Below are 24,835 nucleotides of genomic sequence, written 5' to 3' on the forward strand. Positions count from 1 at the left end.
CTATACTTCCGGTCGGAGGGCAGCAACAGCATGACCGACGATCCCCCGGACTGGGAGTTCAGCGAGCGGGATATGTACATTTTGCGCGAGCTCTCGGCGGACCCACAGCGGTCGTCTCGCGAGCTTGCGGACTTGCTGGAGTCCGAGTACAGCATCGACGTGTCCCATGTAACGGTCAGCGAATCGATTCGGGAGATGCGCGACGCGGGCGTTTTCCGGGAGACTATCGTCCCTAACGAGGAACTGTTCAATTTCGCGCTGTTCGAGTTCAAATTCAACCCCGAGCATTTCGCCGACTCGTGGCACGACGCGATGGTGTCTATCCGCGACGACCGACACACGCTGTTTTACTTCCTCTCCGACGGCGAATACCAGTGGAAGTCAGTGATGATGTTCCCGAGTCGGACAGCCGAATCCCGCTGGATACACGACTTCTACAAGGACCACGGCGATGTAATTCAGAACGTCCGGAACTCAGTCGTCCACAACGTCCTGAAGTTCAAGACCGACCCGGAGCTGTTCACCGAACTCGACGGAGAGAGGTCGTAGCCAAGAGGGGAGACAGGTCGAAATAAAGACGAGAGAGCGACTTAGAACCGTCCGTTTACAGTTTCCGCTCGGCGTCCTCGGCCAGTTCCTTCATCCGCTTGCTGACTCGGCCCGCATCCGAGAACTCGTCTTCGCTCATCGCCGTCGCCAGCGAGTTCCCGAGCACGAACACGGCGTGTTTGTGCTCGCTTTTCGACTTGTGCACGTCGGAGGGCCGCACGTCGAGTTCCTGATAGGCGTCGAAGAGGTCGGGGTCGACCGAGTCCATGTCGTCGCGGAAGTACTCCATAATCGTCACCATCTGCTCGTGTAGTTCGAGAAGCTCGTCTTTGTGCATGGCTACAGTATACGGTGGCACGTCTATAAGAATTGCTTGAGAAGGGATACCAGACGCTCACGCCTGTATTTTCAGAAGACGTACTCGTCGTCGTGGCCCATCATGCCGTCTTCTTCGAACCCTGGCTCCTCGTCTTCGTCCTGTGGTCCGGAGGTTTTGTACGCCTTGAGCCCGGTCGATAGGAGGTCCTCGATGGCTTCCTCGCGGTTGAGGAACTCGCCTTTCTCGACGAGCTGCGCGATCTGCATCTCCAGATGTTCCGGGATATTGATCTCTACCTTAGGCATCGCAACATAGGGGGCTTCGACTATGCCCTATTTAAACCTGACGGGGGTGTGTTCGCAGATTGCAGAATTACAATTGTAGAACCGTGAGAGGAAATTTGTGAAGGCAGAGATTAATTTCTGTGAATAAGAATCACGTCCCGTCACGTTGCGTGGCGGGCAGAACGGCGCGAAATCGGCGGCTCCACGACGGCGTTCCAGTCGAACGGCCACTGTGCAGAATCGAGCGTATAGTTAGGCTCAAAGGTGCGCAATCCTAAGGCATGGCTGATGGAACCACTGCGTGGTGACGAGACGACGGTTGGTGAGACAACGGTCGTCGCACGCGGGTGTCGCCTCGACGATGCACCGGTGCGGGCGGTACTGGAAACGGACGCTCGCCCTCGGTTCTTCTGGGCGGCCGGTACAGAGTCAATCGCGGCCCGCGGGAGCGCGGCGGCTGTGACTGCCGACGGGCAGTCGCGGTTCGACGACGTGCGGACAGCGGTCGAAGCGCTGTTCGATGACTGCTCAGTCCCCGACACTCTCCCGAGCGTCGCTCGACCGCGAGCGTTCGGAGGATTCGCGTTCCACAACGGAACGCACGAGGAAGAGGACTCCCCTTGGGACGGGTTTCCCAGTGCAGCGTTTTTCGTCCCCGAGATACAGGTAACCAAGCGGGACGACGACGCTTGGCTCACAACGGTCGCGACAGGTCCCGAAGCCGCGACCGAAGCGGAGACGCTACTGGAGGAGTGGCGCGACCGGCTGGTCGCACACTCCGGGTGCGAACCGGGCACCCCGCCGGGAATTTCACACCGGGAGCGCACGCCAACACAGGACGGCTGGCGCGAGCAGGTGGCGGCCGCTGTCGCAAGCGTCGACCGCGGTGAGCTTCAGAAGGTCGTTCTCGCTCAGAGTCTTAACGCCACGCTGAACGCGGAGCTATCGGTCCCCGACGTGATGGCCCGATTGTCCACGACGTACCCGGACTGCTATCGGTTTATGTTGTCGCCAGCCTCCGGCGAGGGGACGTTCTTCGGAGCCACGCCGGAGCGACTGGTCTCGGTCCGCGGCCGGACGGTCCGCACGGAGGCGCTGGCCGGCTCGACGGGGCGGGGCGATACGCCCGCCGAGGACGAGTGGCTCGCAGCGGAACTCCTCGACAGCGAGAAGGACCGCCACGAGCAGAAGCTCGTCGCTGACGCGATACGGGACCAGCTGGAGCCCTTCGCCTCGACGGTCCGCATCGGCGACCGGACGATCCGCCGGCTCGCCACAGTCCAGCACCTCCGCACGTCGATAACGGCCGAGCTCGACGACGACGAGCACGTCCTTTCGCTGGTCGAGGCGCTGCACCCGACGCCGGCCGTCGGCGGGCTGCCGCCGGACGCGGCGCTGCGGACCATCCGCGAGACAGAGGCGTTCGACCGCGGCTGGTACGCCGCCCCGATTGGCTGGGTCGACGCCGCCGGCAACGGGACCTTCGCCGTCGGCATCCGCTCGGCCGTCGCCACGGAGCGTGAGGCGACGCTGTTTGCGGGCGCAGGCATCGTTGCGGACAGCGATCCCGACCGCGAGTGGGACGAAGTCCAGCTCAAATACCGGCCGATTCTCGACGAACTGGAATGACTGCACCGAACGTCAACACGCTGTGGGCGGAGACGCTCGTAGCCGAACTCGCCGCGGGCGGCGTTGACGCAGTCTGCCTCTCGCCGGGCAGTCGCTCGACGCCGCTAACGGTGGCTTTCGCCGAACACCCCGAAATCAAGGTGTTTTCCCATCTCGACGAGCGGTCGGCGGCCTTCTTTGCGCTGGGACGCGCCCGCCGGACCGGCAAGCCGACGCCGCTGGTCTGCACGTCGGGGACGGCGGCAGCGAACTATCACCCGGCGGTCATCGAAGCGAACCAGTCGGGCGTTCCGCTGCTCGTGCTGACGGCGGACCGACCGCCCGAGCTCATCGACAGCGGGGCGAACCAGACTGTCGACCAAGAGAAGCTGTACGGCGACGCCGTCCGCTGGTATCGAGATATGCCCGAGCCCGAGGCTGAGCCACGGAAGATACGAATGCTGCGAACCACCGCGGCCCGCGCCCTCGCAGAGAGTACCGGAGCCGACCCGGGCCCGGTCCACCTGAACTGTCGGTTCCGGAAGCCGCTGGAGCCGACGCCGGTGCCCGAGGACGACCCGGCGGGCGTTTCGGCCGACTGGGCGGGCGGCGACGATGCGGCCGAGGCTGGCCGAGACGGACCGTTCGTCACGACGAGTGAGGGCGTGGTCACGCCGGACGAACAGACAGTGCACCGTGTTCGAGAGTCGCTTCGGGCCGCTGAACGGGGACTCATCGTCACTGGGCCGGCCGACCGGGGGCTCGGTGCCGAGTCGCTGGAGCGGCTGGCGTCGAAGACTGGCTTTCCCGTCCTCGCGGACCCGCTCTCTGACATGCGGTTCGGCCCGCACGTCGACAGCCTCGACGTGCCGGTCTGTGGCGGCTACGACGGCTATCTCGGACGCGAGAGCGTCGACGAGTGGGGTGACCCCGATGTCGTCGTCCGATTCGGCGCGTCGCCGACCTCGAAGCCGCTGCGGCGCTACCTCCGGGACGCCGACTGCCAGCAGTTCCTCGTCGACCCGGCCGGCGGCTGGTCGGAGGCCGAGTTCACGGCAACAGACCTACTCGTTGCCGACCCCGACGCCACTGCCGACGCGCTCGCTGCGGAGCCGCTGGACGGTATCGCGGCGTCGTGGCGCGAGCAGTTCGCCACGGCGGAGCAGGCGCACTGGGACGCCGTTGCCGAAACCGTCGCCGACACTTACTGGGAGGGCGGCGTTCTCGCGGACGTGGCGGCGCTGGCCCCCGATCCAGCCACGCTGTTTGTCTCGAACAGCATGCCGATACGGGACATGGACCGGTTCGGCCGACCCCGCGACGCCGATCTGACCGTGCTGGGTAACCGCGGAGCCAGCGGCATCGATGGCATCACCTCGACGGCGCTCGGGGCCGGCAGCGCGACGACGGACCCGCTCGTGCTCGTCACCGGTGACTTGGCGTACTACCATGACATGAACGGCCTGCTCGCCCTCGGTCGCTGTGCCGTGGACGCGACGGTCGTCCTACTCAACAACGACGGCGGCGGCATCTTCCACATGCTGCCCATCGAGGATCACCCCACCTTCGAGGACCAGTTCCGGACGCCACACGGGCTCGACTTCGAGCCGACCGAGGCGCTCTATTCGCTGGAGTTCGAGCGGGTAGCCGACCGTCGGCAGTTCCGCGAGCGGTTCGCCGAGTCAGTCCGGACCGATGGGACGCAGGTCATCGAGGTCCGGTTCGACGCGGGCGACAGCCACGCGGTCAGAGAGCGGCTTGCCGAACAGGTCGCGGCATCCCTCGCCGGCGACTGATTTTCAGAGCCGCAACACGGACGCTGTCAGCAGCGACAGTCCGAACGGGAGCCACGTCCCTGACAGTGCCAGCGCCCCGATGAGCGAGAACGCACTGATATTCAGCGTGACCAGTAGCACCGTTGTTGTCAGGCTCCAGCTCCCGAACACCATAATCGCGATAGTGGGCTCGGACTGGAGGTAACCGACCATGAAGAGCGTACAGACACCGATTGTCAGGTTGACCCACAACGGGAACGCCGGCAGCAGCGCGCTGAACAGCATCACCGGGTAGAGGGCGAACGTGATGGCAAACAGCGTCAGCCCCCGGTTGGTCGGCATCTCCAAGAGCGGCCCGCGGGATGGGGTGTCGGTCTGGCGGACGGAGTACGTGGACGACGAACTCCAAGTGGCCCCGCTGCCGGCGGTGTCGCTGAAGCCGCTGGTCGCGGTGGTGTCCGAGTGCCGGGTCGACGCTGATTTTGACGCAGTTGCCGTCCCGCTGGTCGCGCCGGCCGACTGACCGGTGCTCGAAGAGGTATCGGCGTCGGCAGTCGAGCGCTGCTGTCTGTCCTCGGTGACGCGCTCTCTGGCGGCCCGTTCGCGTCGCGCTCGTTCCCGGGCGTTGGTCTGAGATGTGCGGGAGTCAGCGCTCGATTCGGTCCGGTCGGTAGCCGAAGCAGACTCCTCATAGCCTGCGCGCCGCGCCGCTTCGGCCGCGTCACTGTCGCCGTCGTCCGCTATATTACTCCCGCTCGCGACGTAGGCGTCGTGTCCCACCCGGTCGTACCGCGCCCGCTCGGCCTCGTCGGTGAGTACGTCGCGGGCCTCGATGAGTCGCTGTGTGGCCTCGCCGGCGTCGGCCGCGTCGCTCACGTCTGGATGGGTCTCTTTCAGTTGCTCCCGATAGGCCGCCTCGATTGCCGCCGTCGAAGCGTCGGTTGAAACGCCCAGTACATCGTAGAAGGTCTCTGTCATCCGAGACGTAACACCCGTCTCCCAGTCGGTCCGGCACTGTTCGACCGTCCGTCCTCACTCACTCCGACTCGACGCCTCCTCCCCTGTGCCGCGGGGCCGCTGGTGGTCGCCTGCATGGCTATCCTCGCCGACAGGCGGCCGTGCCTGCCGACGGTCCATCTCTGCACGCTGTTCCATTGCCGTCGCGATGCGCTCTAACGCCCAGAGCAGGCGCAGGAACAGGTAGAGAATCCAGGGGACCACGCCGACGAGAATTCCTAGGAGGACCTGTTGCACGATAATCAGACTGTACAGCACGATAGCGACCGAGAGGACCGCGAGGGCCGCCTTCGCCGCGCGGCGGGTCTGCGTGGAGGGCATCGCTAGTCGGTTCATGTGCGCGTCACCAAAGCGTTTGCTCTGAAGTGAGCGCGTACGAGGAATCTTTTTGCGAGGGCCGTCCCGAGCCACGGTATGGTCTCTGAAATATTCGACCCGGAGCGATGGACGGTCATCGACCGGTTCGACTTCGCCGATATCACCTATCACCGCTCGACTGACACGGGCGCGGTCCGCATCGCCTTCGACCGACCGGAGAAGCGCAACGCCTTCCGGCCGGAGACAGTCGACGAGCTCGCAACAGCGCTTGACCACGCCAAGCGACAGACCGATGTGGGCTGTGTCATCCTGACTGGGAACGGCCCGTCGCCGAAAGACGGCGGCTGGGCCTTCTGTTCCGGCGGGGATCAGAGCATCCGCGGCGAGAGCGGGTACGAGTACAGCGAGTCGCCCCGCGACTCGGACACAGCGAGCGGGGAGCAGAGCGACCCGCGAGAAACGAGTGACGGCGTGACCGACGACGCTCCCGAGAACGTCGGCCGGCTTCACATTCTCGAAGTCCAGCGCCAGATTCGCCACATCCCAAAGCCCGTCGTCGCGGTCGTCCCGGGGTGGGCCGTCGGCGGCGGCCACTCGCTGCACGTCGTCTGTGACCTCACGCTCGCCAGCGAGGAACACGCGAAATTCCTCCAGACGGACCCCGACGTGGGAAGTTTCGACGGCGGCTTCGGCTCGGCGTATCTCGCGCGTCAGGTCGGCCAGAAGAAGGCCCGCGAGGTGTTCTTCCTCGGGAAGACCTACGACGCCGAGGAAGCCGCGGACATGGGGATGGTCAACGACGTGGTGCCCCACGAAGACTTGGAGGACACCGCTATCGAATGGGCCAAACGGATGAATGAGAAGTCACCGACGGCGATGCGGATGCTCAAGTACGCGTTCAACCTCGATTCCGACGGGATGGTCGGCCAGCAGGTGTTCGCCGGCGAGGCGACGCGGCTGGCGTACATGACCGACGAGGCACAGGAGGGGCGGGACGCGTTCAACGAGGGCCGCAAGCCGGATTTCGACGACGTGCCGTGGCACTACTAAGCGGGCAGAGCAGTACCATCGCGTGTTGCCCACGGTCCTACCGGCTGACCATGTCGGAGCGACCAAGCGCAGCTCAGCGCCGGCCGTGAAAGCGAAGTGTTTTAAATTATTAGGCCAACCTAAAACCGCGTCCAACGACGAAACGACACGCAAGGGCCCGACGCGGCGCGAGGCGATTACGTACGGCGGCGCGGTCATCGGCGGGGGTCTGTTCGCGGGCTGTTCAGGCCAGTCGACCGACGATTCGACGCCGACGGGCGAGACAGCGACAGACGCGGAACAGACGGAGCCGGTGACTTCGACGCCGGCGTCCGACTACACGACGGACCTGTTGCCGGTCGGGACGGTTCGTCTCGACGACTCGCCTGAGAACGTCCTCACGCACTTCCCGTGGTTTGCAGACATGGCGAGCGCACTCGGTCGCGGGGAGAGCATCAACAACGTCTGGTGGGACGGAACTGCGTCAACGCTCGAGTACTTCACCGCCGGGATGGACGGCTTCGATATCGCGTGGGCGGACAGGACGGCGTCGTACGGCTTCTCGAAGGAGCAACTGTACGAACTCGACAGCGACCTACATCTCGTCGATCCGGCGTGGCTGTCGACACAAGACAACTGGAACCAGAGCGACATCAACGAGGTCGCGGACAACATCAGCCCGTGGCTCGGTAATTACTACAGCAGTTTCCACGCGACGCCGCCGGAGGGGTGGGCCGACACGTACCAGTACTACACCCTCTGGGAACTGTTCGACCGTGTCGCGTCGCTGTACGGTGAACGGTCCCGCTACGAGATGCTGGCGTCGGTCCACGACGACCTGCTCGGGACTATCGAGGCCGAACTCCCGCCGGAGTCGGAGCGACCGACGGTAGCTTTCCTCTCCATTTCGACCGACCTGTCCTCGATATACCTGCTCCGACTGAACGCGCCCGGGTACTTCAATTCCCACACCCGACCGCTCGGTGCCGTCGACGCCTTCGGCGGCGAGAAGTGGGAGGGCGCGTTCAAACAGGTCGACATGGAGGCGCTGCTAGAGGCCGACCCGGATGCGATACTCGCGCTCTGGACCGTCACGGACGCCGTCGACTTCGAGCAGATGACACAGAACCTCAAAGACGACCCCGTCGGCGGCGACCTGTCGGCAGTCCGGAATGACCGCGTGTACGCGCAGGGAACCCGCTGGCAGGGGCCGCTAATGAACCTCTTCCAGCTTGAGATGACAGCCAAGCAGTTGTATCCCGAGCAGTTCGGCGCGTGGCCGGGCTACGAGAACGGCGATTCCTACCCCGAGTTCGAGCCGGCGGACCAGCTGTTCGACCACCGGCGAGTGGCTGAGACCATCCGGACCGACGGGTAGTGACCAGTTACGACGAAACTCCGCTGTGCTTCCACTGCCAGCTTTGACCCATCCGGCGAGGGTGCTGTGGGCGGACAGGTCGCCGGGTGCTCAGTCCTCGTACGCCAGCGTCATGACCCACTGCGAGAAGGTGTCGTCGTGGGGGTCGACCTCTTCGTCGCCGATAAAGGGCGAGAGCTGGTCACCGGCCATCAGGAGTGAGAAGTCGAGGTCGCGGGCCGCAGGCGTCAGGTAGTACGTGTTGTGCCCCTCGTACACCGTCTCCTCACGCTGGATGAGGTCCTTCTCGAACAGAGACTCGACGATGCGACTCCCCTTTCGCGAGGAGACGTCGAGTTCTTTCCAGAAGTCGCTCTGGTGGATGCCACCGGACTCACGAATCAGTTCGAGCCCGGCCCGCTCGCCGTCAGAAAGGTCCGCCTCCGACGCTGCTGAACTCATGTATTGTGTACACCGTGAGACGGCCGCTTAAATCTGACCTTCGACCGGGCGGTAGGGCGTCCGGCATGGCGGCCCGTCCGCGTACTGATACTCGTGGTCAGCACCCAGCGTGATGAGCGATGACGACCGCGTGCCGAAGCCGTTGCCGTGGACGCAGACGCCGTACTCGTGATCGCTGATGGTATCGCCAGCGCGGTCGATCCACTCGTCGGCGGCTTCGCCGGGCTCCGGAGCAAGTACCTCGTGTAGCCGTGTCGCGTTTGTCGCTTGCTCCTCGCCGGCATCGGGCCGATGGGCGGGAATCCGATAGTCGCCGTCCGCACCGACGTTGACGACGACGTGAACGCCGGGCTTGAAGTTCTGGACCGCGAGCTGACCGTCCCATTCCAGCAGGACGGCGGCGTTTTCGTCGGCCAGCAGGAGATTGAACCCCTCGTACTCGGCCGCTCTAGTTGCTTGCTCGACGGCGCGAGCGGCGGACTCCGCGCTCTCGTGACTCAACGCGTCCCGGACGAGCAAGCCGCGCGAGCGGTCGCCGGCCAGTTCGGCGTCGACCCAGCGGTTCGTCACCGCCGCCAGCAGGCCGTGCTCGTTGTAGCCGATCCACGTCCCGTCGGCCTCCTCGTCTGCCGGTGCCACGACGCGACTCCCCCAGTGGCGCTGTTGTGGCGACTGCGACGGCCGGTCGAGTCGCTCGTCACGGTTCGCCGCGACCGCGACCGGCGTGCCGTCGAAGACCTGCCACGCGAGGACGATTGTACACACGGGTCCCAGTACGCTGCGGACGTAGAAAACCGCTTGGCTCCGCTCGTTGCGCTATCGGGTCGCTTCGCTCGACCTGCCATCGCCCGTTCCGGTATCGGCAGCGAGTAGCGACCGGACGGCGGTTCGGTCGACGGTTCCGGAGGCCGTCCGCGGCAGCGCGTCGGCGACCTGAACCGTTTTCGGGACCTCGTAGGCGGCGAGCCGTTCGGCACAGTGGTCTCGAACCGTTCCGGGCAAGACCTCACCAACGACCAGTGCCGCGACGCGCTGCCCCCACTCCGGGTCCTGCACTCCGACTACGGCCGCGTCAGCAACGTCTGGATGGTCGCGAATCGCCGCTGTGACTGTACTCGCGTCGACGTTTTCCCCGCCGGTCACAATCTGGTCGTCGACGCGGCCCTCCACCCAGAGGTGACCATCCGCGTCCCGATAGCCCACGTCACCGGTCCTGAACCCGTGGTCGCCGAACGCGTCACCGTCTCCGGTCAGATACCCCGGTGTCACCGTGGGGCCATCGACGACGATCTCGCCGTGTTCGCCGGGGTCGCACGGCTCACCGTCAGCGACGACCGTTACGTCGGTAAACACGAGCGGCTGGCCGACGGTGCCGGACCGCTCAAACGCGGTCTCGGGTCGCGCCGTCGCTATCTGTGACGCCGTCTCGGTCATTCCATAGGTAGGACACACTGGCACACCGTGCTCCTGACACCGCTCGACGAGCGACTCGCTGGCCGGGCCGCCACCGAGCAGGACGAAGCGAAGCGAGGCTGGCGGTTCCCAGCCCGCATCCAGCAGCCGCGAGAGCATCGTCGGCACCAGTGAGACGCCCGTCACCGACCGGTCGGCGATGACTTGTTGTGTTGTCTCGGCGTCGAACGACCGCTGGACGACGACTGCGGTGCCGTACAGCGCGCTCCGGACGAACGGGGCCAGCCCGCCCATGTGATACGTGGGTAGACACACCAGCCAGCGATCCGTAGGAAGGACGCCGAGGCGGTAGGAGGACGCGATGGCGCTGGCGACGAGATTGCCGACGGTTAGCTGGACGCCCTTCGGCTCGCTGGTCGTCCCCGAGGTGAAGATAACGAGCTGTGTGTCCGTCCGGGAGAGGGTCGCTGGAGTCACATCTGTGGCTGTCTCGTCGGCCGGCACGTCCGTCGCTGCCTCGTCGGCCGTAACGTTCGCGGCTGCCTCGTCAGCTACACCGGTGCCGGGCAAGTCCCCGTCGACAGAAACGACGGGACAGCCGTCGAGGTCCGCTGCCAGTGACGCAGTGCCGTCGCCACAGACGAGGAGGTCGGCGTCGAGCGACGACAGCTGTGTTTGGATCGTCTCCGCGTCGAGTTCGACGTTCAGCGGTGCCAGCGTCGCTCCCTGTCGCATCGCCGCGAACAGGAGCGTCCCGACCGCCGGCCGAGTCGGCAGGAGCGTCGCGATGGTGGCGTCCGGGGCGTCGGTCCGCCGGTCGAGTTCGGCAGCCACCGCGTCGACAGCGGTATCGAGTTCGCGGTACGTCACTTCTGTCCCCGAATCCGCCGCGACCATCGCCGTTCGGTCTGGCGTCGTGGCGGCACGGTGGGTGACGAGGTCCGTTGTCGGCCAGTCGACGGGGTCACGCATCGGGGTTCACCTCTGCCGGGTCGATACCGAGGCCAGTCTCTTGGGGGACCGACATCGTTCCGTCGGTCACCGTCGTCGGGTCCGGAGCGAGGTCGGCCGCCAGTCTGTCACCGGTCGCCAGACCGCAGGCTCGGACGTCGGGAATTGCGGCGGCGACGTGCAGCGCCGCGAGGCGGGCGACGACGGCGTCGATAGTCGTCGTGATAACGGGTTCGATCCCCTGCTCACGAGCGCGGAGCGCCAGCGTGTGGGCGTTGCCCGGACCGCCGAGTACCATCGGTTTCAGTATCAGCACGTCGGCCGCGTCGGCGTCGAGTACGCTATCGACCCGGCGGTCGACGAGCGACTCGTCAAGCGCGACGCCGACGCCAGTGCCCCGAAGGGCTGCGTGGCCGGCGAGGTCGTCGGCCGGGAGCGGCTGTTCGACGTAGGCCACGGAAAGCGGCGCGAGCCGGTCGAAGGCGTCCGCAGCCTGCTCGCGGGACCACGCGCCGTTTGCGTCGGCCCGGAGCGTCACGTCGTCGCCCACGCGCTCGCGGACGGTCCGAACGCGCTCTACGTCCTCGTCAACGGATCGCTTCCCGACTTTGAGCTTACAGCAGTCGTAGCCGGCCTCGACCGCCTGTGAAACGGCGTCGGCTGTCTCGGCTGGCGACCCGTCCCCGACCGTCGCGTTGACCGGAACCCGGTCGCATCGCCTGTCAGCATCGAACCACTGGTACAGCGGCACGCCGTCGGCTTTGGCATCGGCGTCCAGCAACGCGGTCGCGAAGCCGTGGCGGGCAGCGGGGACGGACGCGGCGTCCAGTGAAAGGAGAATATCAGTATGCCCGCCGCCAGCAGCGACCTCGGCCGCGTCGTCGAGCCCGCGTTGGCAGTCATCAACGGACTCAGTCCAGCCCGGAAGCGGTGTGGCTTCGCCGACGCCGGTCTCGCCGCGGTGGTCGTAGCGGACGACGAACCCGGAGCGCTGGCTGATGGTTTCGCGGGCGGTGGCAAGTGGACTCGAAAGCGGGAGCGAGAACGGGTCGACCTTCATAGTAGCTGTGGGGCGGCGAGTCCCAGCGCGAACAGGACGGAGTGGGCGAACAACGTCTGTCCGACCCGTTCGAGCGTCGGGTTCAGCGCATCGCCGCCGGTCTGTGTGAGGACCGTCTTGGAGACGGTGGCTGCCAGCGGCAGCGTTAGTAGCGGAGCCAGCGCGGGCAGTCCGTACTGACTGTCGAGAGCGAACACGACCGGGACGACGTAGGCCATCCCGACCATCAACAGGAACTCGACGCGGCTCCATCCATAGCCCAGATAGACGGCTAGCGTCTTCTTGCCCGTGGCGCGGTCTGTCTCGCGGTCTCGGATGTTGTTGACGACGAGAATCGCGGTTGACAGGCCGGCTGCCGGGAGGCTCGCCGTGACGGCGGCAGCAGTAACCGATCCCGGCGGAAGCGTCATCGGGAACGTGCCGACGCCGCTGGCGCTCGCCACGGCCTGTACGTAGTAGGTCCCGGTAACCGCGACAAGGCCGAAGTAGACGAACACGAACAGGTCCCCGAGGCCGCGGTAGCCGTATGGGAACGGACCGCCGGTGTAGAGAACCCCGGCGGCGATACCCGAGAGGCCAACAATGACAATGGGAAGGCCGCCGACGGCGACGAGATAGACGCCGATGACAACGGCGAGCCCATACGTCGCTATCATCGCTCGTTTGACCTCGTCAGCGTCGATGAGGCCGCCAGCGGTTACCCGGGTGAACCCCTCGCGTTCGTCGGTATCGGCCCCTTTCACCGCGTCGTAGTAGTCATTCGCGAAGTTCGTTCCGATCTGGATAAGCAGCGCGCCCAGCAGCGCCGCGACTGCCGGCAGTGGAGCGAAGACCCCGGCGTGGACTGCCAGCCCCATCCCGGCGATGACTGGCGCGGCCCCGGCAGGCAGTGTCTGTGGCCGCGCGGCCATCACCCACGCCTGTCGCTTCGAAACGTCCGCCGTCGCTGTACTCATTGGTCGAAACTGGGGACGCTATCCCCAAAGCGGCTGTGGTTCGACGGACACCCAAAATATGACCCGTTCGCGTGACAGCAAGATCAGGGGAGTATCACAACCACTTTATCATGATTAACCATACGATAGGCTGAGATGCATAAGCCACTGCTTACCACGGATTTTCTCGACCGTGCGCGGGAGTACTACGGGGACAAAGAGGCTATCGTCGCCACGACCGGTGAGCGGTTTACCTACGAGGAGTTCGGCGAGCGGGCCGACGGGTTTTCGGCGGCGCTGGCTGCCCGTGGCATCGAGAAGGGGGACCGGGTGGCCGTGCTGGACCCGAACACGCACTACCAGCTCGAAGCGGCCTACGGGATCATGCAACTGGGGGCGGCCCACACACCACTGAACTACCGGCTCGTGCCGGACGATTTCGAATACATCCTCTCGGACGCCGAGGTCGATGCGGTCTACGCGGACTACGAGTACGCAGAGAAGATCGAGCCGATCCGCGACGAGGTCCCCACTGAAACCTTCGTCACCAACGACACGGACGCTGTCGACGGCGACTGGGAATCATTCGACGAGATTATCGAGGCGGCGGGGACCGACTATGAGCGCCCGGAGATGGACGAAGACGACGATATCACTATCAACTACACATCCGGGACGACCGGCGACCCGAAGGGCGTCGTCCGGACCCACCGGACGGAGACGCTCCATGCCTACTTGGTCGCGCTGCATCAGGAGCTCTCGGACGACGACGTCTACCTCTGGACGCTGCCGATGTTCCACGTCAACGGCTGGGGTCACATCTTCTCGGTCACCGGTATGGGCGCGAAACACGTCTGTACCCGCGGTGTTGACGCCGAAGGAATCTTCGACGCCGTCAGGACAGAGGACGTGTCCTATCTCTGTGGCGCGCCGACAGTGCTGAACATCTTGGCGGACCGCTACGCGGACCACGACGGGGAGATTGAGACGAACGGTGCCAACGATGTTCGCATCGCAACGGCCGGCAGCGCGCCGCCGGAAGCCGTCATCCGAACCGTCGAAGACGACTTCGGCTGGTACCTGAAACACGTCTACGGCGCGACCGAAACCGGCCCGCTCGTCACGACATCGGACGCTCGCCGCTTCTTCGAGGACGGCAGCGACGCCCGGTTCAGCGTCAAGAAGCGTCAGGGCATCGGCTACCTCGGGACGGATGTCCGGGTCGTCGACGAAGACGGCAACGACGTGCCACACGACGACGAGACACTCGGGGAAGTCGTTGTCCGCGGTAATCAGGTGATGGACCGCTACTGGAACAAGCCCGAACAGACGGAAGAGGCCTTCTCCGACCGCGTCGAAGGCTACTACCACATGGGCGACTTGGCGACAGTCGACGAGGACGGCATGGTCGCCATCCGCGACCGCAAGAAGGACATCATCATCTCCGGCGGCGAAAACATCTCCAGCATCGAACTGGAGGACACGCTCTACGACCACGACGCCGTCAGCGATGTTGCGGTCATCCCTGCACCGAGCGACGAATGGGGCGAGACGCCGAAGGCATTCGTCGTCCCGAACTCCGGTGACCCTGACAATCCGGGCGTGACAGCCGAAGACCTCCGGAACTTCACCCGAGAACAACTGGCGACCTACAAAGTCGTCCGCCGCGTGGAGTTCGTCGAGCAACTGCCCACGACAGCGACCGGGAAGGTTCAGAAGTACGAACTCCGCGAACAGGAGTGGGAAGACGAAGACGAGATGGTCGGTCAGGGGTAGAAACACACAACGGCGAACACGAAACATCAGCTAGATATAAGGTTTTTGCGACGCAAGAGGGCACAGACTGACCACTAATAACCCCAATGTATCAGTTCTCAATTACGGAGACGGTCTTTTAACTCACCAACCTGTAGTGTAGGACTACTAAGCAGATCTATGACTGATACCGATGAGACGATGCGTATTCTCCACGTCGACGACGAGCCGGGGTTTGCCGACATGGCGACGTCGTTTCTCGAACGCGAGGACGGCCGGTTAGAGGTTCAGACTGCAACAAGCGCCGCGGCGGGACTGACTATCTTGGCCGACGACGACATCGACTGTGTCGTCTCCGACTACGACATGCCCGACCGGAACGGCATCCAGTTTCTCGAAGCCGTCCGCGAGGAGTACGATGCTCTCCCCTTCATTCTCTTCACCGGCAAAGGCTCCGAAGAGATCGCCAGCGACGCGATTTCGGCCGGCGTCACCGACTATCTGCAGAAAGGGAGCGGCACCGACCAGTACGCGGTGCTCGCGAACAGGATCACGAACGCTGTGGAGTCCCAGCGTGTCAAACGCGAGCGCAACCGCCAACTCGACGCCATCGAAACCGCACAGGAAGGGATCAGCATCCTCGACGAAGACGGGCAGTTCATTTTCGTCAACGAAGCCTACGCGGACCTCTATGGCTACGATCCGGACGAGATGGTGGGAGAACACTGGGAACTCCTGTATCAAGAGGAAGACATTCCACGGATCTACGAAGAGATCATCCCGACTGTCGAGGAGAACGGGTACTGGACCGGAACGACGACCGGGCTCCGTGCCGACGGCAGTACGTTCACCGAAGACCACGTTCTCGCGCTGACCGACCGTGGTGAACTGGTCTGTACAGTCCGTGATATCTCCAACCAGCGCGACGGCGAACAGGAACTCACCCGAATCAAGCGTGCCATGGACGAGGCACCCATTGGAATCACGATCACTGGCCTCGGGCAGGAGGACACACCGATCACTTATGCCAACAGTCGGTTTCTGGAACTGACCGGCTACGCGGAGTCGGAGGTGTGCGGCCGAAACTGCCGGTTCCTGCAAGGCGAAGGGACCGAGTCCGAACCGGTCGACGCGATGCGGGCGGCCATCGATGCGGACGAACCCGTGTCAGTCGAACTCCGGAACTACCGCAAGGACGGAACCATGTTCTGGAGTCAGGTATCTATCGCCCCGGTCCGCGATGATGACGGAACGGTCGACAGCTACGTCGGGTTCCAGCAGGACATCACCGAGCGGAAGGAACACGAACGCCGCCTCAGAGCGCTCAGCGAATCGGTGCAGAATCTGATTCGGGCGGACACGCGCAAGGAAGTCGCCGAGATCGGCGTCGAGACAGCGCGCACTGTGCTCGGACTCGAAGCGAGCACGATCCACCTCTACAACGAGACGGAACAGACCCTCGAACCGGTCGCCGCATCCGACGCGATCTATGACTTGGTACCGGACCTACCGACCTTCACACCCGGAGACAGCATCGCGTGGCGCGTCTACGAGTCCGGCGATGCACTCGCCGTCGATGATGTCCATGCCGACCCGGATATCTACAACCCGGACACGCGGATCAAAAGCGAGCTATATCTCCCGCTCGACGAGCACGGAATCCTGCTGGCCGGCTCGAAGAGGACCGCGGCGTTCGACCAGCGGGACATCGTCCTCGGTGAGATTCTGGCCGGACACGTCACCAGTGCACTCAAGCAGGTCGAAGGAACCGAACAGTTACGCGACCGCGAGCAAGACCTCAAACAGCACAACGACCGGCTCGAAGCGTTTACCAGCATCGTCTCCCACGACTTGCGGAATCCGCTGAACGTCGCCCAAGGACGACTGCAACTGGCACGCGAGCAGTGCGAGAGTGAGCATCTGGCCGCTGTCGAGCGGGCACACGAGCGGATGGACACGCTGATAGCCGATCTGCTCACACTGGCACGCGACGGTGAGACCGTGACCGACCGCGAACCGGTCGCACTTGCGTCGCTCGTGGATAGTTGCTGGACGACTGTCGAGACGGCCGATGCGACACTCACCACTGATATCGACCGGACCGTTCTGGCAAACGAGAGTCGCCTGAAGCAGTTGTTCGAGAACCTCGTTCGGAACGCCATCGAGCACGCCGGGTCGGACGTGACCGTGACAGTCGGGGCGTTGGACGACGGGTTCTACGTCGCAGACGACGGCCCCGGTATCCCCGAAGCCGACCGGGAGACTGTGTTCGAAGTCGGGTACTCGACGAACACGGATGGGACTGGGTTCGGGCTGTGTATCGCCAAGCAGGTCGCGGAGGCACACGGCTGGGAGATACGCGTTCGCGACAGTGCCGACGGTGGCGCACGGTTCGAAGTTACCGGCGTCTCGTTTCGCGATGCGTAGCGACTTCGGAGAGAGCCGTTCGTCCGCAGAAACGTCAGCAAGCCGCGTTCCGTTAGTCTTCGAGCGCGTCAGCGATACGGTCGAGCGAGCGTCGCATGTCGTGGACCTCGTCTCGGAGCTTTCGCATCTCGCGCGTGAGTTCCTCGTTGTCGCTGCCGCCTTCCTCCTCCGGTCGGCTTGGCGGGCCGCCGCCCATGCCGCCGGGGCCGCCCGGACCGGGACCACCGGGGCCGCCGCCCATCATGCCGCCCATCATCTGTGCGAAGGGGTTGCCTCCGCCCATACCGCCGGGGCCGCCACCGCCGCCCATCATCTCTTCCATGCGCTCTTCGCGGCTCATCTCTTCGCCGTCACCCTCGCCTTCTTCGCGCTCCTCGGCGCGCTGCTGTCGGATCTCCTCGACCCGCTCGCGGAAGGACTTCTCCTCGCCGCCTTCCTCGGTCGCGTCCGCAGATTCGTCAGCGTTGTCAGGTTCATCGTCTGCCATACGCCCGGTTTTGGTTGGGCCGCTGAAAAGGGTTGTCGTCCCGAGATAGTCCGTGTATACGGTCGGTCAGCGAGCAACGCCAATCCGGAGAATCGCGCCGTCGTCGGGTGACTGGGTCGCGAAGTTTCGGACTTGGATTACTGAAACGTCGACTGTGGGTGCCTGATACGGCTGGTGACAGTCCGTCTCAGGCGAGCCGTCGGACCAGCACCGAGAGGCCCAGCCCACAGGCGAGCACCACGGCGAGGTTGAACGCCGCGTTGAACAGCGGCCGGTACCTGTCGGTGACGAACGTATCAATCGCCGACGAGGCGGAGAAGTAGAACTGCAGTGTCGCGATGAGCGCGACGAGCGTCAGGATGGCGAACACCGCCCACTGGGCGTAGAGGGCTATCGCCGGACCCGAGTCCTCGTCATCGGCATCGTCGACAGCGCTGCCGGTCTCCGTGTCGATGTCCTGTGCCACTGCGTCGGTGTTGGAGGTGTCACTCATTGGTCTGTCTCCGTGCGATGAGGAGGGCGCTTGCGAGGACGGCAATCAGGCCGAGTAGCGCCGTGAAGCCGGGACCTTCCCCGGCCGCGGTCTGCTGTGGTCCGTCCATCTCTCGTTCTTCGGGCCGGTCCTGTTCGAAGTCGCTGGACTGGAAGCCGACTTCCTGCCGTGTTTCGTTCTCTTGTAGACGCTCCGTCGGATGGAGGTTCGCCGGCGAACTCTCCGTCCCGACGATGACGCCATCGGAGAGGAGCATGCCGTCGAGCCAGTAGTTGTAGCCGTCAGGTACCGTCAGTTGGGTTCTGACGATCTCCGTCCGTCCGGGGCGAATCTGGCCGACCCGCACAGTCGACTCGTCGGCGATGACGTTCGAATCAGCCTGCCGCGCTCGAAGCCGGAGCGAAAGGTCATCAGACGGAGTGTTGCCGGCGTTTGTGACGTACACTGAGACGTTCAGCGTCGTCTGGTTGTCCGAGACGCTGTCGATCCGATAGGTGATGGAGTCCAGCGGGACGCCGGCGTTCTCGAATCGCTGGAAGGTCACGGTACTCCGAGCGTACGCCGGTGTGAGGGCGTCGACGTTCTGGACCGACTGCTGTCCGGTCTCGACGCGGTTCCCGTCCTCGTAGACGATTGTGTCGATCCGATAGCCGCCTGCTCGCTCGACCGTGATATTCGACCGCACCGATACCTCTCGTTCCCCGTCTATGTCTCCGACCGACTGCCGCGTCGTCGTCGCGACGAGGCCGGTGTCCGCGTCGATGGCTCGCGTCTCGACGGTGACGTTCTCGGCGGGACCGCCGCGGTGCGAGAGCCGCGCGTCGATGGCGAGCGTCACCGTCTGGCCGTCGACGGCGGCCGGCTCGATGGTCGTCTCGCGGAGGTCGAGATAGCTCTCCCGAACGTCGTCCTGCGGTTCGGAGAGCGCGCCGGGGACCGCTGTTGCACCGATGAGCATGGTCAGGACGACCACGACCACACCACCGGTAAGGAGGATTTCACGTCGCACACGAGGATGGCCAACAGCCGCCACTAAATGTCTTCTGCACAGACAAGTGTGGATTACAGCGTCGGCAGTCTCCGGTGTTACCCGAACGCCCCGAGGCTCGACTGGAGGTCGCGGTCGGTCCCGCCGTCTGTGAGTTCGTAGCCCACGAGCTGTCGGAGGTCGACGGCGTAGACGCTGCCGTTGTTCGCAATCACGGCGACTCGCCCCTTCGTCCCGCGGACGGTGCCCGTCGCCAGTGTTTCTCCCATCGGACGGTCCGAGAGGGACAGATCGTACGCGAAGTTGTAGGTTGCTATCGGGTCATAGCGCTCACACAGCGACGCCCACCAGTCGGTGTCGACGGACTGATCGAATCCAGATATTTTTGTCGGGACTCTGACCCGGTCACCCAACTCAGTGGCGATGTCAGCCTCGACCTGCCGGGCGATACGGCCGTCGGCGACAGTCCGGAGGTGGGCAGCTCTGTCAGCCCCCTGCTCGCGGAGCCGCGTCTCCAGCCGCCAAGAGCGAGTGACGCCGACCTTGATGACATCCGGCGCGAACGCCGCCAGATACACCGCGTGTTCCTCGTCGCAGGTGTCAAGTGGCTTGTTGCAGTCCCCGGTACAGCGGGCACACGGCCAGATGTCGGTGTGTTCCGGGCAGTACGGGGCGGACTCGTTGTCGCAGTGAAAATGCCGGTCCCCGTCGACCGCGCCGGCGCAGTGGCGCTCGCCGAGCGTGTAGGAGAGTTCAGTTCCCGGCTCCAGTCGCTCAGTGGTGACGCGCCCGTCCTCGGCCAACAGGAGCGCGGCGTGTTCGTCGACCCGTGCGCGGTAGCCCACGACCTGCACGTCCGGCGGTTCGGCGCGGAGCCGCAAATGGCTGCCGGGACGACGTTTTGTGTTCGTCTGTCATATATTTGCACATGGCAGACCTACAGCTCCGAAGCCCGGCCTTCAGCGACGGCGACCGTATCCCCGAGGAACACGGCTACTCGGCAGCGAACACGAACCCCCCGCTGGAGGTGGAGAACGTCCCGTCAGATGCGTCGTCACTTCTCCTCATCGTTGACGACCCGGACGCCGAAGAGCCGGCCGGGAAGGTGTGGGACCACTGGATTATCTGGAACATCCCGGCCGACATCGGGCAAATTCCGGAGGGCTGGGAGCCCGATGCGGCCACAGAGGGACAAAACGACTTCGGCGAGGTCGGCTGGGGCGGTCCGAACCCACCGGACCGGGAGCACACGTACCGGTTCCTGCTGTACGCGCTAGATACAACGCTCGACCTCTCCGCGGCAGCAGACAAGGACGACGTGTACGACGCGGCTAGCGGTCACGTCGTGGAAAAAGCGCAATTAAACGGTACGTATCCAGCGTAATCCCGCCCTCAGAGTTCTTCGAGCAGTTCGCGGGTCGACTGTCGTACGGCGTCGTCGCTCGACTGTTCTGGCTCCCAGCCCAGCGCCGAGAGCTTGTCGACGGAGAGGCGCATCCGGGGCACGTCGCCGGTCCAGCCGCGGTCGCCGCCGGTGTACTCGTACTCGGGGTCGATGCCCATCTCGTCGGCGACGATACTGGCGATGCGGTCGACTGATGTGGTCGTCCGCGTCCCGAGATTGAACACGTTGTGGTCTTTGTCGGCGTGCTCGACAGCGAACAGCATCGCGTCGATGCATTCGGAACTGTGCATGTAGGACTTCTCCTGACGGCCGTCGCCGAGAATCGTCAGCGTCGACGGGTCCTCGGTGAGCTTCTCGATGAAGTCCGGAATCACCGCGCCGCGCAGGCGCGGGCCGACGATGTTCGCAAACCGGAACACCCACGATTGGATGTCGTGGCTGTGGGCGTACGTCGAGACAAGCGACTCCTCGGCGAGTTTCGTCGCGCCGTAGACGCTGATCGGCTCAAGCGGCGCGTAGTCCTCCGGCGTCGGCCGCGGTGCTTCGCCGTATACCGTGGACGACGACGTAAACACGAGATTTTCGACGCCGACTTCCTGCAGTCGTTCGAGGATGTTGTACGTGATATCGCTGTTGTCCTCGAACTGGCGACGGGGCGTGTCCGTGTCGACCAGTTTCGACGCCGCTAGATGGACGACGAGGTCGACATCGCTCGTGATTGCTTCGGCGACCACATCCGGGTCAGTGAGGTCGCCGTCGAGGTACGTGGCGTCCTCGTGAACCCATTCAGACTGCCCGTTAGATTCGTTGTCGACGACAGTAACGTCGTTGTTCGAAACGAGGCGTTCGACCAGATGTGACCCGATAAAGCCCGCCCCACCGGTGACGACTATTCGCTTCTCTGATACGTCCATGGTTGCGATGCTTCCCAGTCGAGAAAAAACGTTGTGGTCGCGGCCGATTCCAGTGGAACCCGTACCGGATGACAACGTCGTTTTATAGCTTCCCCTGTGAGAGACGGCTATGACTCGATTCACTCGCCGTGGCGTTCTTTCGGCGACGACTGTTGCCCTCGGCGCGATAGCCGGTTGTTCCGGCGGCAGTTCGGAAGGGGAGCCGACTGGGAGCGCGGAGACGCCGACCCCTATCCCGGGCCAACCGCTCTCGACGCCAGTGGCTGGCGACCCCGAGGCTGACGTGACGGTCACGGTGTACGAGGATTACGCCTGTCCACACTGTGCGACCTACTCGGAGTCCGTCTATCCGCAGATTCGCGACGACTACCTCACTGATGGAACCGTTCGCTACGAGTTCCACGACTTCCCCATTCCGGTCGACGAGACCGCTTCCTGGCAGGCCGCGAGTGCCGCACGCGCCGTTCAGGACAACGCCGGCGACGAAGCCTACTTCACCTACTCCGAGCGCCTGTTCGCGAACCAGAATCAACTGGGCCCGGACACCTACGCCGACCTCACCGAGGGACTGGATGTCGACGGCGAGACAGTCCGTGCGGCCGCGACGGGGGAGCTGTACCGCCCGACAGTGTCCGGGGACCGCGATGCCGGTATGGACCGCGGCGTCTCGGGGACGCCGACCGTGTTCGTCAACGACGAGCCCGTCGAGTGGAGCGAGATCGCCTACGAGCCGGTTCGGTCGGCTATCGAGGACGCACGGAGCGACGGATGAAGGACTCGCCGCGGGTAACGGTGCTCCGACTGGGCCACCGGCCCGGCCGGGACGAGCGGATGACGACTCACGTTGGCCTGACCGCACGCGCGCTCGGTGCCGACAAGGTCGTGCTTGCAAACGCCGCCCGGAATCAGGCTGACACCGTTATCGACATCACCGAAAGGTTCGGCGGCCCCTTCGACGTGGCCGCCACCGAGGAGCCAAAGCGGCTCATCCGCGATTTCGAGGGGCACGTCGTTCACCTGACGATGTACGGCGAACCGGTCCAAGACGTCGAAGACGACGTTCGCGAGGCCCACGCCGAAGACCCGCTGCTGGTCGTCGTCGGCGCGGAAAAGGTCCCCTTCGAAGTGTACGAACACGCCGACTGGAACGTCGGCGTCACCAACCAGCCACACTCAGAGGTCGCCTCGCTGGCCGTCTTCCTCGACCGCCTGTTCGAGGGCCGGGAACTCGACCGCGAATGGGAGAACCCCGACAGGGTAGTCGTTCCACAGGAGACCGGCAAGCGAGTCGTCGACCCCGACGAGGAGTGATACCCACGCAGTTGTGCCGCGGACCTTTTATCCCTCGACGCTAACTGTGGCGCAGATGTCGCGTCACAACGTGTTGGTCGTCGTCGCTGACAGTCTCCGCGCCCGGAACACCTCCGTCTTGGGCTATCGGCGGGAGACCACGCCTTTCCTCGACGCCTTCGCCGAGGAGGCGACGGTGTACACGCAGGCCCGCAGCCCGAGCAACTGGACCGTCCCCAGCCACGTCAGCATGTTCACAGGTCACGAGGTCCACGAACACGGCGTCGACCACACCGCCAGACTCGACGCCGGCCATAGCATCTTCGAGGAGTTGGCTGAAGCGGGCTACGACACGGGATTGTTCTCCGACAATCCGTTCCTGACCGACCACGAATCTGGGCTCGACGAGGTGTTTCAGACGGCCGTCGGCTCGCCCGAGCAGTACGACTCGGAATACGAGACGAACGGCTCGCTGGGCGACTGGCCCAACGGCTTCTGGTACGCCGACCGAACGCTACAGTGGATCGACGAGCGTGAGAGCGAGTGGGCCGCCTGCATCAACCTGATGGACACCCACCGCCCGTACGAACCACTCGCCGAGTACGATGAATGGAGCGACAAGCGCTCCCGCGAACTACAGGAGTCGATGGGGTTCAAGTGGCACTGGGAGTTCCTTTCGGGGAATCTGTCGCTTGGCTTTGCGAGCATTCTCGAACAGATATACGACGGCGCGGTCCGGCAGGCCGACGCCATCTTCGAGACCCTGATCCGCGGACTGGACGAGCAGGGCGTCCTCGACGATACGCTGGTCGTCTTCGCCGGCGACCACGGCGAGGGGTTCGGCGAACCGACAGCGATCCCGGCAGAGCCGCCGGCCGTCAGCCACCGGATCGGAACCCACGACACCATGTACCACGTCCCGCTCGTCGTCCGTGCCCCCGGCCAGCGGCACGGTCACCGCGTCATGGACTTGGCGACGCTCAGCCGGTTCCCCGACGCAGTCCGCGAAATTGCACTGGGCGAAGGCCACACGGACGGCCCGGCGTTTGCTTCGCCAGACGGGACCGTCGTCGCGTCTCAGGCCCCCATCGGTCCGGCAATGCGCGAGGAAGCCGAACGGATCTGTGGTGACGCTGAACCGTTTGCAAAGCACGCCCGACTGGTCTACCATGATCGGCCCGGCGACGAGGTTCGAAAACGGGCGGCGTGGGGCGATAGCGCCCGCGAGTCGGTCATCAAGGGCTGTGGCGGGACGGCCGAAGACCACGATATCGACGCGGCAGCCATCCGGAACCACTTCGACAGCGACCGGTACGCCGACGTGGATATCGCGACGCCGCTTGAGGGCTACACTGAGTTCGAGAACGCGTCCGACACACAGTTCGCTGACGATCTCGACGAGCGACTGGAGGCGCTAGGCTACAAATGACAACGATACCCGACACCGAACTGGTCCTCGTGGTCGCCGCCGACGAAAACAACGTCATCGGTCTGGACGGCGGCGTCCCATGGCACTACCCAGAGGACGTTCGACAGTACAAGCACCGCATCGCAGGGCACCCTGTCATCCTCGGTCGACGGACGTTCGATTCGATGGACCCGCTCACGGACTGTTATACCGTCGTCCTGACGAGCGACGACAGCCGAAGCGCCGAGTCAGAGACTGTCGAGTACGCCACAAATCCCCGGATAGCGGTCGACGCCGCCGCCCGCGCCGGCGCGACCGAGGCCGTTGCCGGCGACGGCACTGGAGCGAATGACTCGCCGCCCGTCACCTACGTCATCGGCGGCGAGGCGGTGTACGACCTGTTCCTCCCGTTTGCCGGCCGGGTGTTCCTCAGCCGTATCCACGAACGCAACGAGGGGGACCGATACTTCCCGGATCTGGGTGCGGAGTGGACGGAGCTGTCCCGGGAGTCGTACGAGGGGTTCGACGTCATCGAATACGAGCAGGCGTCGCCACGGCCGCTCGATGACCTCTGACCGTCCGTCAGCGAGG

Annotated in this window: 26 protein-coding genes; 12 read left to right on the forward strand and 14 right to left on the reverse strand. The window is 64.6% G+C overall.

Annotation, left to right across the window (positions count from 1 at the left end; genetic code table 11):
* The first annotated feature begins 30 nt into the window (after window positions 1-30).
* On the forward strand, window positions 31-549 hold the full coding sequence (locus Har1129_RS03445; protein ID WP_151099391.1) for an Lrp/AsnC family transcriptional regulator: 519 nt from the start codon (window positions 31-33) through the stop codon (window positions 547-549).
* Between the two features lie 55 nt (window positions 550-604).
* On the opposite strand, the gene Har1129_RS03450 is transcribed toward Har1129_RS03445, so the two are convergent.
* Together Har1129_RS03450 and Har1129_RS03455 are read right to left on the reverse strand one after the other, a co-directional pair.
* Entirely contained in the window at window positions 605-886 is a 282-nt protein-coding gene (locus Har1129_RS03450) for a UPF0058 family protein (protein WP_004517945.1), read from the reverse strand.
* 71 nt (window positions 887-957) lie between these two features.
* On the reverse strand, window positions 958-1,173 hold the full coding sequence (locus Har1129_RS03455) for a ribbon-helix-helix domain-containing protein (RefSeq protein WP_004517946.1): 216 nt from the start codon (window positions 1,171-1,173) through the stop codon (window positions 958-960).
* Between the two features lie 267 nt (window positions 1,174-1,440).
* Between Har1129_RS03455 and Har1129_RS03460 the strand changes: the two genes are divergently transcribed.
* Window positions 1,441-2,781: an isochorismate synthase MenF gene (locus Har1129_RS03460; RefSeq protein ID WP_151099392.1), complete on the forward strand. Its 1,341-nt coding sequence runs from the start codon at window positions 1,441-1,443 to the stop codon at window positions 2,779-2,781.
* The gene (gene menD, locus Har1129_RS03465) at window positions 2,778-4,556 is read left to right on the forward strand and encodes a 2-succinyl-5-enolpyruvyl-6-hydroxy-3-cyclohexene-1-carboxylic-acid synthase (RefSeq protein ID WP_151099393.1); all 1,779 of its coding nucleotides are present in this window, start codon (window positions 2,778-2,780) and stop codon (window positions 4,554-4,556) included. Before Har1129_RS03460 ends, menD begins: the two co-directional genes overlap by 4 nt.
* 3 nt (window positions 4,557-4,559) lie before the next feature.
* On the opposite strand, the gene Har1129_RS03470 is transcribed toward menD, so the two are convergent.
* Both Har1129_RS03470 and Har1129_RS03475 read right to left on the reverse strand, forming a co-directional pair.
* The gene (locus Har1129_RS03470) at window positions 4,560-5,513 is read right to left on the reverse strand and encodes a J domain-containing protein (RefSeq protein WP_151099394.1); all 954 of its coding nucleotides are present in this window, start codon (window positions 5,511-5,513) and stop codon (window positions 4,560-4,562) included.
* Between the two features lie 54 nt (window positions 5,514-5,567).
* Window positions 5,568-5,873: a hypothetical protein gene (locus Har1129_RS03475; RefSeq protein WP_151099395.1), complete on the reverse strand. Its 306-nt coding sequence runs from the start codon at window positions 5,871-5,873 to the stop codon at window positions 5,568-5,570.
* A 93-nt stretch (window positions 5,874-5,966) separates the two neighbouring features.
* Between Har1129_RS03475 and Har1129_RS03480 the strand changes: the two genes are divergently transcribed.
* Both Har1129_RS03480 and Har1129_RS03485 read left to right on the forward strand, forming a co-directional pair.
* Window positions 5,967-6,920, forward strand: a complete 954-nt coding sequence (locus Har1129_RS03480) for a 1,4-dihydroxy-2-naphthoyl-CoA synthase (RefSeq protein WP_151099396.1) — start codon at window positions 5,967-5,969, stop codon at window positions 6,918-6,920.
* 85 nt (window positions 6,921-7,005) lie between these two features.
* Entirely contained in the window at window positions 7,006-8,277 is a 1,272-nt protein-coding gene (locus Har1129_RS03485; protein WP_151099397.1) for an ABC transporter substrate-binding protein, read from the forward strand.
* Between the two features lie 90 nt (window positions 8,278-8,367).
* Here the strand turns inward: Har1129_RS03485 and Har1129_RS03490 are convergent, their stop codons facing one another.
* Genes Har1129_RS03490 through Har1129_RS03510 form a run of 5 tightly spaced genes read right to left on the reverse strand, consistent with a single transcriptional unit; the run spans window position 8,368 to window position 13,098 of the window.
* Entirely contained in the window at window positions 8,368-8,718 is a 351-nt protein-coding gene (locus Har1129_RS03490; RefSeq protein WP_004517952.1) for a hypothetical protein, read from the reverse strand.
* Between the two features lie 27 nt (window positions 8,719-8,745).
* Window positions 8,746-9,483 carry an NRDE family protein gene (locus Har1129_RS03495; RefSeq protein ID WP_151099398.1) on the reverse strand — a complete coding sequence of 246 codons (738 nt, stop codon included), beginning with the start codon at window positions 9,481-9,483 and terminating at the stop codon, window positions 8,746-8,748.
* Window positions 9,484-9,534: 51 nt separating this feature from the next.
* Window positions 9,535-11,103: an AMP-binding protein gene (locus Har1129_RS03500; protein ID WP_151099399.1), complete on the reverse strand. Its 1,569-nt coding sequence runs from the start codon at window positions 11,101-11,103 to the stop codon at window positions 9,535-9,537.
* Window positions 11,096-12,142 carry a mandelate racemase/muconate lactonizing enzyme family protein gene (locus Har1129_RS03505; protein WP_151099400.1) on the reverse strand — a complete coding sequence of 349 codons (1,047 nt, stop codon included), beginning with the start codon at window positions 12,140-12,142 and terminating at the stop codon, window positions 11,096-11,098. Before Har1129_RS03505 ends, Har1129_RS03500 begins: the two co-directional genes overlap by 8 nt.
* The gene (locus tag Har1129_RS03510; RefSeq protein WP_151099401.1) at window positions 12,139-13,098 is read right to left on the reverse strand and encodes a 1,4-dihydroxy-2-naphthoate polyprenyltransferase; all 960 of its coding nucleotides are present in this window, start codon (window positions 13,096-13,098) and stop codon (window positions 12,139-12,141) included. Before Har1129_RS03510 ends, Har1129_RS03505 begins: the two co-directional genes overlap by 4 nt.
* Before the next feature lie 135 nt (window positions 13,099-13,233).
* On the opposite strand from Har1129_RS03510, the gene Har1129_RS03515 reads away from it, so the two are divergent.
* Together Har1129_RS03515 and Har1129_RS03520 are read left to right on the forward strand one after the other, a co-directional pair.
* Window positions 13,234-14,853, forward strand: a complete 1,620-nt coding sequence (locus Har1129_RS03515; RefSeq protein WP_151099402.1) for a long-chain-fatty-acid--CoA ligase — start codon at window positions 13,234-13,236, stop codon at window positions 14,851-14,853.
* 159 nt (window positions 14,854-15,012) lie between these two features.
* The gene (locus Har1129_RS03520; RefSeq protein WP_151099403.1) at window positions 15,013-17,259 is read left to right on the forward strand and encodes a PAS domain S-box protein; all 2,247 of its coding nucleotides are present in this window, start codon (window positions 15,013-15,015) and stop codon (window positions 17,257-17,259) included.
* Window positions 17,260-17,311: 52 nt separating this feature from the next.
* On the opposite strand, the gene Har1129_RS03525 is transcribed toward Har1129_RS03520, so the two are convergent.
* The 4 genes from Har1129_RS03525 to Har1129_RS03540 form a co-directional block, all read right to left on the reverse strand.
* Window positions 17,312-17,746 carry a hypothetical protein gene (locus Har1129_RS03525; protein ID WP_151099404.1) on the reverse strand — a complete coding sequence of 145 codons (435 nt, stop codon included), beginning with the start codon at window positions 17,744-17,746 and terminating at the stop codon, window positions 17,312-17,314.
* A 187-nt stretch (window positions 17,747-17,933) separates the two neighbouring features.
* Window positions 17,934-18,239: a hypothetical protein gene (locus Har1129_RS03530; RefSeq protein ID WP_151099405.1), complete on the reverse strand. Its 306-nt coding sequence runs from the start codon at window positions 18,237-18,239 to the stop codon at window positions 17,934-17,936.
* Window positions 18,232-19,248: a PGF-CTERM sorting domain-containing protein gene (locus tag Har1129_RS03535; RefSeq protein ID WP_151099406.1), complete on the reverse strand. Its 1,017-nt coding sequence runs from the start codon at window positions 19,246-19,248 to the stop codon at window positions 18,232-18,234. The genes Har1129_RS03530 and Har1129_RS03535 overlap by 8 nt, the downstream gene beginning before the upstream one ends.
* A 77-nt stretch (window positions 19,249-19,325) precedes the next feature.
* The gene (locus Har1129_RS03540; protein ID WP_151099407.1) at window positions 19,326-20,108 is read right to left on the reverse strand and encodes a DUF2797 domain-containing protein; all 783 of its coding nucleotides are present in this window, start codon (window positions 20,106-20,108) and stop codon (window positions 19,326-19,328) included.
* A 47-nt stretch (window positions 20,109-20,155) separates the two neighbouring features.
* Between Har1129_RS03540 and Har1129_RS03545 the strand changes: the two genes are divergently transcribed.
* Complete coding sequence (locus tag Har1129_RS03545; RefSeq protein WP_151099408.1) at window positions 20,156-20,611, forward strand: YbhB/YbcL family Raf kinase inhibitor-like protein; 456 nt, start codon at window positions 20,156-20,158, stop codon at window positions 20,609-20,611.
* A gap of 8 nt (window positions 20,612-20,619) precedes the next feature.
* Here Har1129_RS03545 and Har1129_RS03550 read toward each other — a convergent pair whose 3' ends face one another.
* Window positions 20,620-21,546: an NAD-dependent epimerase/dehydratase family protein gene (locus Har1129_RS03550; RefSeq protein ID WP_151099409.1), complete on the reverse strand. Its 927-nt coding sequence runs from the start codon at window positions 21,544-21,546 to the stop codon at window positions 20,620-20,622.
* A 109-nt stretch (window positions 21,547-21,655) separates the two neighbouring features.
* Between Har1129_RS03550 and Har1129_RS03555 the strand changes: the two genes are divergently transcribed.
* Genes Har1129_RS03555 through Har1129_RS03570 form a run of 4 tightly spaced genes read left to right on the forward strand, consistent with a single transcriptional unit; the run spans window position 21,656 to window position 24,819 of the window.
* Window positions 21,656-22,318 (forward strand): thioredoxin domain-containing protein, encoded by a 663-nt coding sequence (locus Har1129_RS03555; RefSeq protein WP_151099410.1) that lies wholly within the window; start codon window positions 21,656-21,658, stop codon window positions 22,316-22,318.
* Window positions 22,315-22,857, forward strand: coding sequence for a tRNA (cytidine(56)-2'-O)-methyltransferase (locus Har1129_RS03560; RefSeq protein WP_151099411.1), 543 nt, complete (start codon window positions 22,315-22,317; stop codon window positions 22,855-22,857). Before Har1129_RS03555 ends, Har1129_RS03560 begins: the two co-directional genes overlap by 4 nt.
* 55 nt (window positions 22,858-22,912) lie before the next feature.
* Window positions 22,913-24,265 (forward strand): sulfatase, encoded by a 1,353-nt coding sequence (locus tag Har1129_RS03565; protein WP_151099412.1) that lies wholly within the window; start codon window positions 22,913-22,915, stop codon window positions 24,263-24,265.
* The gene (locus Har1129_RS03570; protein ID WP_151099413.1) at window positions 24,262-24,819 is read left to right on the forward strand and encodes a dihydrofolate reductase; all 558 of its coding nucleotides are present in this window, start codon (window positions 24,262-24,264) and stop codon (window positions 24,817-24,819) included. The genes Har1129_RS03565 and Har1129_RS03570 overlap by 4 nt, the downstream gene beginning before the upstream one ends.
* Window positions 24,820-24,835: the final 16 nt, after the last annotated feature.

Origin of the sequence: Haloarcula sp. CBA1129 (genome assembly GCF_008729015.1) — an archaeon.
Taxonomy (GTDB): domain Archaea; phylum Halobacteriota; class Halobacteria; order Halobacteriales; family Haloarculaceae; genus Haloarcula.